This window comes from Cellulosimicrobium sp. GQ32 (assembly GCF_059758455.1).
In genome coordinates this window covers 1-232 of sequence record NZ_JCAXEP010000046.1, presented here as the reverse complement: position 1 = coordinate 232, position 232 = coordinate 1, and the positions used below count along the sequence as shown (strand labels likewise).

1 protein-coding gene is annotated in these 232 nt (G+C 71.1%); it reads right to left on the bottom strand.

The features are described 5' to 3' along the window. Positions 1–232 (bottom strand): molybdopterin-dependent oxidoreductase (locus tag AC6CH9_RS20865; protein ID WP_498156609.1); only part of this gene is annotated, 232 nt, incomplete at both ends.

The window sequence follows — 232 nt, the reverse complement described above, 5'->3', positions numbered from 1 at the left end:
GGTCTGGTCGCCGAACACCTGGGGCGAGGCGACGGGCAGGTCGGCGTACCAGTCGTAGAACGACAGCATGGTGCCGCCGAGCATCTGGACGAACCGGGCGCCGACGCCGTGGGAGACCATCGACATCGCGGGGATGGGGGAGAAGCCGGCGACGCGGTCGGGGCCGTAGGTCTTGATGGTGTGCACGTGGGCGGCGGCGACGATCTCGGCGGCCTCGTCCCAGGTGGCGCGT